The sequence below is a fragment of the Bradyrhizobium sp. genome (assembly GCF_019244115.1).
Taxonomy (GTDB): Bacteria; Pseudomonadota; Alphaproteobacteria; order Rhizobiales; family Xanthobacteraceae; genus Bradyrhizobium.
This window is the reverse complement of sequence record NZ_JAFATE010000659.1, coordinates 1-5,117: the sequence shown is the minus strand read 5'-3', so window position 1 is coordinate 5,117 and position 5,117 is coordinate 1. Positions and strand designations below refer to the sequence as shown.

The 5,117-nt window shown below is 61.1% G+C and carries 5 protein-coding genes; 4 read left to right on the top strand and 1 reads right to left on the bottom strand.

Annotation, left to right across the window (positions count from 1 at the left end):
• A partial coding sequence (locus JOZ76_RS28665; RefSeq protein ID WP_291704430.1) for a hypothetical protein occupies positions 1 to 683 on the bottom strand: 683 nt, incomplete at its 3' end.
• Positions 684 to 1,076: 393 nt separating this feature from the next.
• On the opposite strand from JOZ76_RS28665, the gene JOZ76_RS28660 reads away from it, so the two are divergent.
• The 4 genes from JOZ76_RS28660 to JOZ76_RS28645 form a co-directional block, all read left to right on the top strand.
• Positions 1,077 to 2,417 carry an ABC transporter substrate-binding protein gene (locus tag JOZ76_RS28660; RefSeq protein ID WP_291704428.1) on the top strand — a complete coding sequence of 447 codons (1,341 nt, stop codon included), beginning with the start codon at positions 1,077 to 1,079 and terminating at the stop codon, positions 2,415 to 2,417.
• 132 nt (positions 2,418 to 2,549) lie between these two features.
• Positions 2,550 to 3,488 carry a carbohydrate ABC transporter permease gene (locus JOZ76_RS28655; protein ID WP_291704426.1) on the top strand — a complete coding sequence of 313 codons (939 nt, stop codon included), beginning with the start codon at positions 2,550 to 2,552 and terminating at the stop codon, positions 3,486 to 3,488.
• Positions 3,488 to 4,399, top strand: coding sequence for a carbohydrate ABC transporter permease (locus tag JOZ76_RS28650; RefSeq protein WP_291704424.1), 912 nt, complete (start codon positions 3,488 to 3,490; stop codon positions 4,397 to 4,399). The genes JOZ76_RS28655 and JOZ76_RS28650 overlap by 1 nt, the downstream gene beginning before the upstream one ends.
• Positions 4,400 to 4,404: 5 nt before the next feature.
• On the top strand, positions 4,405 to 5,117 hold a 713-nt coding region (locus JOZ76_RS28645; protein ID WP_291704423.1), incomplete at its 3' end, for an ABC transporter ATP-binding protein.

Sequence of the window (5,117 nt, the reverse complement as noted above, 5' to 3'; positions counted from 1 at the left end):
GCAAACAGCGGCTCGGCCGCGTCGGCGACATTGCGCTGGTCGGCGGCGCGATCGATCAAGAATTGCGCCTCGTTGCGCATCTGCTCGATGATGTCGTCGGGCGGATCGCGCTTGGCGCGGGCGAGGCGCAGATTGAGGCGCTCGGCGCCGTTATGCCCGAGATAGTGCATTGCGCTGGAGAAGCCGGACCAGTTCTTTTCCTGGTCGGGCGTCAGGTTCAGCTCCTTCTTGATGCGTTCGATGTAGGCATCGCTGTTGGTGACGATCTGATCCGCAGTCACTTGCGGCGTACCTTCCTGCGTGAGGACCTGGACCTGCTTGGCGGCCTTGCTGGTATCCTTTGCATTTTCCTTCGCGTTTTCTTTGGCGACCTTTGTCCCCTTTGATCCGGCTGCACCGGCCTTGGTATCCCTCGCATTGTCCTTGGGTGCAGGCTGCGCCGTCTGTCCACCGGCGCCGGTAAACACGCCCGTGACGGCGCCGACCACCCCGCCGATGGCACCGCCCAAAACGCCGCCGACCGGCCCCGCCGCCCGGTTGCCCTCCCGGGCGCCCTGCTCGACGCCCTTGATCAGTCCCTGCGCGTCGACCAGTCGCGGCGCATTGAACAGAAACAGGGCAGACACCCCGACCACGACACACAGCCTCCAGCGTGCGCGCAGTTTCGATGTCAGTCTCGGCATGGCCTGGATCTCCTTGGATCGTCTTTCGAACAGGTCGCTGAAGTCATTGATCATCGCCCGTCGATTCCCGATTTTAGCGTTTTCGACGCGAGGTCGCTACCGTGCCAGACCCGCGATTCACGTTAGAAACGTGCGTTTCGAACGCGTCGCCGAGCAAGTCTGTTCAGCCGTGGTGTGCGACGCAATATCGTCGTCTCGCCACCGAGCCGCCCATCATGTGCGCGCGACATTAGTTCTAGAGCAGCGACAACCTGGTTTCTCGACAGACGCCATCAATTCTGCTCTGATCACCGATAACGAAATCTCCACGGGCCGGCACAAGCCCCCGCAAGACAATCAACGACAACGAGATTTCCCGACCTATCCGATTGGCTCACCAGGGAGGGTTACGCCATGATCCGGAGAAAGCTGTCCAGGAGACAGTTCGTAGCAGCCACCGCCATGTCCTCGGCGGCGCTGGTCGCCGCGCCCTATATCCGCACCGCAAACGCCGCCGGCAAGTTATCGATCGGCTTCTGGGATCACTGGGTTCCCGACGCCAACAAGACCTCCGAGGCTCTCGTCAAGGAATGGGCCGAGAAGGAGAAGGTCGAAGTCGCGATCGACTACATCACCAGCCAGAACAAGAAGATTGAGCTGACGGTCGCCGCTGAAGCTCAGGCGCAATCGGGCCACGATATCCTCGCGATGTACACCTGGTGGCCGCATGCCTATGCCGAGCACCTTGAACCGGTCAATGATGTCGTCGAGGCGGCGATCAAGCAGAATGGTGACGTCAACGGCACCGTTAAATATCTCGGCCAGGCTGATGGCAATTGGCTCGCCGTTCCGTCAACGATCGGCAGCCAGATCAAGGGGCCCTGCTCCCGCATCGATCTGATGAAGAAACTCGCCAATATCGATGTGCAGGAGATGTACCCGGCGGGCGCGCCGCCGAAGGCCGACAACTGGACCATGGATACATTCCTGAAGGCGGCAGAGGCCTGCCAGAAGGGCGGCTTCCCCTTCGGAATCGGTCTTGGCGAGACCACCGATAGCGTCGACACCGCGGGTGCGATCTTCCAGTCATTCGGCGCCGAACTTATCAACGCCAAGGGCGATCTCACGGTCAAGACCGATGCGGTACGCCAGGCCCTCGAGTTCTACAAGAAGCTCATCGCGGTGTTGCCGCCGGATGCGCCTTCTTGGGATGACGCATCGAACAACAAGTGGCTGATCTCCGGCCGGGGCGCCCTAATCATGAACCCGCCGAGCGCCTGGGCGGTGGCCAAGCGCGATGCACCTCAGGTGGCCGAACAATGCTGGACTCACGGTTTTCCATCCGGGCCGAAGGGCCGCTTCGCGCCGTATCTGCCTTACTTCTGGGGCCTCTGGAAATTCTCCAAGAACAAGGAAGCGGCCAGGAGCCTGCTCACGCATTTGTCGCAGGCGTCGTCGATTGAAAAGTTCGTCAGCGCCAGCGGCGGCTACGATCTGCCGGCATACGAAAAGATGACCACCCTGAAGACGTGGGCGGAACAAGGACCACCGAAGGGCACGCTCTATCACTATCCGAACCCGTTCAATCACCAGACCTTGTCGATTGCAGCCTGGCCCGCGCCACCAAAGATCGCCCAACAGATCTACGCGCAGGCGACGCTCACTAAGATCGCGCTGCGCTATGCGCAGGGCGAGAAGATGGAAGCCACGCTCGCTTGGGCCGAGGGCGAGTGCGAAGGCTTCATGCGGAGCTAAGCCGGGATGTTCCGGGCTGCTCTCACTCAGGTGTGAGCCGCCGCGGCAGCGTCTCGTTCACTCCACATGCCCGGAGGAAGCCGGCAGACGCCGCCGGCTTCATCACAAGACATCCTGCAAGGAAGCTTGGCCATGGCCGATGTCGTCGTTGAGCAAGGTCGCCTCGCCCGCTCAGCGGGCACGCGCAAGCGCGCGAGCCTGCACCACGCACTGAAACGAAAATCGACGGTGGCGTTCCTGATGACGCTACCGCTGATTCTCCTGATCGCGCTGCTCGTGCTCTATCCAGCCTTCTATTCGGTCCACCTGGCAACGCTGAACAAGTCGATGCAGAAGTTCGTCGGCTTCGGCAATTTCACCTTCCTGTTCAAGCGCGAAACGTTCTGGATGGTTGTCAGGCAATCCTGCCTCTTCGCCATCACCGCGGTCGTCTTCAAGGCGTTGATCGGCTTCATCGTCGCGCATTTCGTTCACAACATTCCGGCCAAGGGACAGCGCAAATGGCGGGGCATGCTGCTGGTGCCCTGGGTGATTCCGCCCGCCATGAGCACACTCGCCTGGCTGTGGCTGTTCGATCCCTCCTACAGCGCCTTCAACTACACGCTGTCCTATTTCGGCATCGGCCCGATCCCATGGCTCGGTGAAGCGGGCTGGGCCCGCTTCTCGGTCATCCTGGTCAACGTCTGGTACGGGGCGCCGTTCTTCATGATCATGTACCTGGCGGCGCTCAAATCAGTGCCCGAGCAGCTCTATGAAGCCGCCGCCATCGACGGCGCCAACTGGTTCCAGCGGATCTGGTACGTGACGCTGCCGATGATGCGCAACATCATCGCCATCACCACCCTGTTCTCGCTGATCGTCACCTTTGCCAATTTCGACATTGTGCGCATCCTGACCTCCGGCGGTCCGCTGGACCAGACTCATATCTTTGCAACATGGGCGTTCCGCGTCGGCATTGAGAGCAGCGACATTCCGCTCGGCGCCAGCGTGTCGCTGTTCATGGTGCCGATCCTGGCCATCGCTGCGATCTTCATCCTGCGCGACATCAACAAACGCGGGAACGAGGCCTGATGAGCACGCTCGCAATCGACAAGGCCGGCCCCCGCCGCAAGGTCAAATATGGCAGCATGAAAAGCGACCGCGCCTGGGCGCTGCGCTGGTCCTACTTCTTCCTCGTGGTATTCGCGATCTTCTCGCTGACGCCGCCACTCTACATGCTGATCACGTCGCTCAAGAGCAGCGCCGAAATCTCGGCCGCGACCAATCCCTGGTGGGTCTTTCATCCGACGCTCTCGAATTACATCGAGCTGTTGACCTCCAACCAGTTCCTGCGCTTCTTCTGGAACTCTGCGATCGTGTCCGTCGTCGTGGTCGCCATCACCATGCTGATCAGCGTACCGGCCGCCTTCGCGCTGGCCCGGATGAGGTTCTGGGGCTCGGCAACGCTCGCCACGGGTGTTTTTCTCACCTACCTGATCCCCGACAGCCTCTTGTTCATCCCGCTGTTCAAGATGCTGGCCACGGTTCAGGAGTGGACCGGCATCCCCCTGCTCAACAGATGGTATGTGCTGCTGTTCATCTATCCGACGCTGACGGTGCCGTTCTGCACCTGGATCATGATCGGCTATTTCGCCTCGATCCCGAAGGAGCTGGATGAAGCGGCCATCATCGACGGCGCCTCGTGGTTCCAGACACTGACCCGAATCTTCATTCCCGTGGCGCTGCCCGGCCTGATCGCGGCGACCATCTTCGCGTTCACGGTCTCCTGGGCGCAGTTCCTCTATCCGCTGGTGTTCACCACCTCGACCGACCAGCTGGTGATGCCAGTCGGCATCATCACCTCGCTGATCAAGGGCGATGTCTTCAACTGGGGCCAGATCATGACCGGCGCGCTGCTTGGCGCCGCGCCACCGCTGATCATTTATGCTTTCCTGATGGACTACTACATTGCCGGCCTGACCGCCGGTGCGACGAAGGGCTGAAACTCATGGCGGAAGTGAATTTGCGTAAGGTCGTGAAGCGTTACGACGATGTCGAGGCGGTGCGCGGCATCGATCTCGATATCGCGGACCATGAGTTCGTCGTGCTGGTCGGCCCGTCCGGTTGCGGCAAGTCGACCACGCTCAGAATGATCGCGGGGCTCGAGGACATCACCGACGGCGACATCATGATCGGCGGCGACGTCGTCAACGACGTGCCGCCCAAGGATCGCGACATCGCCATGGTGTTCCAGAACTACGCGCTCTATCCGCACATGACGGTCGCCGAGAACATGTCGTTCGGGCTGCGGCTGAAGCACTACCCGAAGGCCGAGATCAAGAGCCGGGTCACGGAAGCTGCCCGCATGCTCGACATCACCGACCTGATCGACCGCAAGCCAAAGCAGCTTTCCGGCGGCCAGCGCCAGCGCGTCGCGATGGGCCGCGCGATCGTGCGCAATCCAAAAGTGTTTTTGTTCGACGAGCCGCTCTCCAATCTCGACGCAAAACTTCGGGTGCAGATGCGGATCGAGATCAAGAAGGTTCACCAGAAGGTCCGCACCACCACGGTCTATGTGACCCACGACCAGGTCGAGGCGATGACGCTCGCCGATCGCGTGGTGGTGATGAACAAGGGCCGCATCGAGCAGATCGGCACGCCGAACGAGCTCTATCACAAGCCGGCGACGCGTTTCGTCGCGGGCTTCATCGGTTCGCCCGC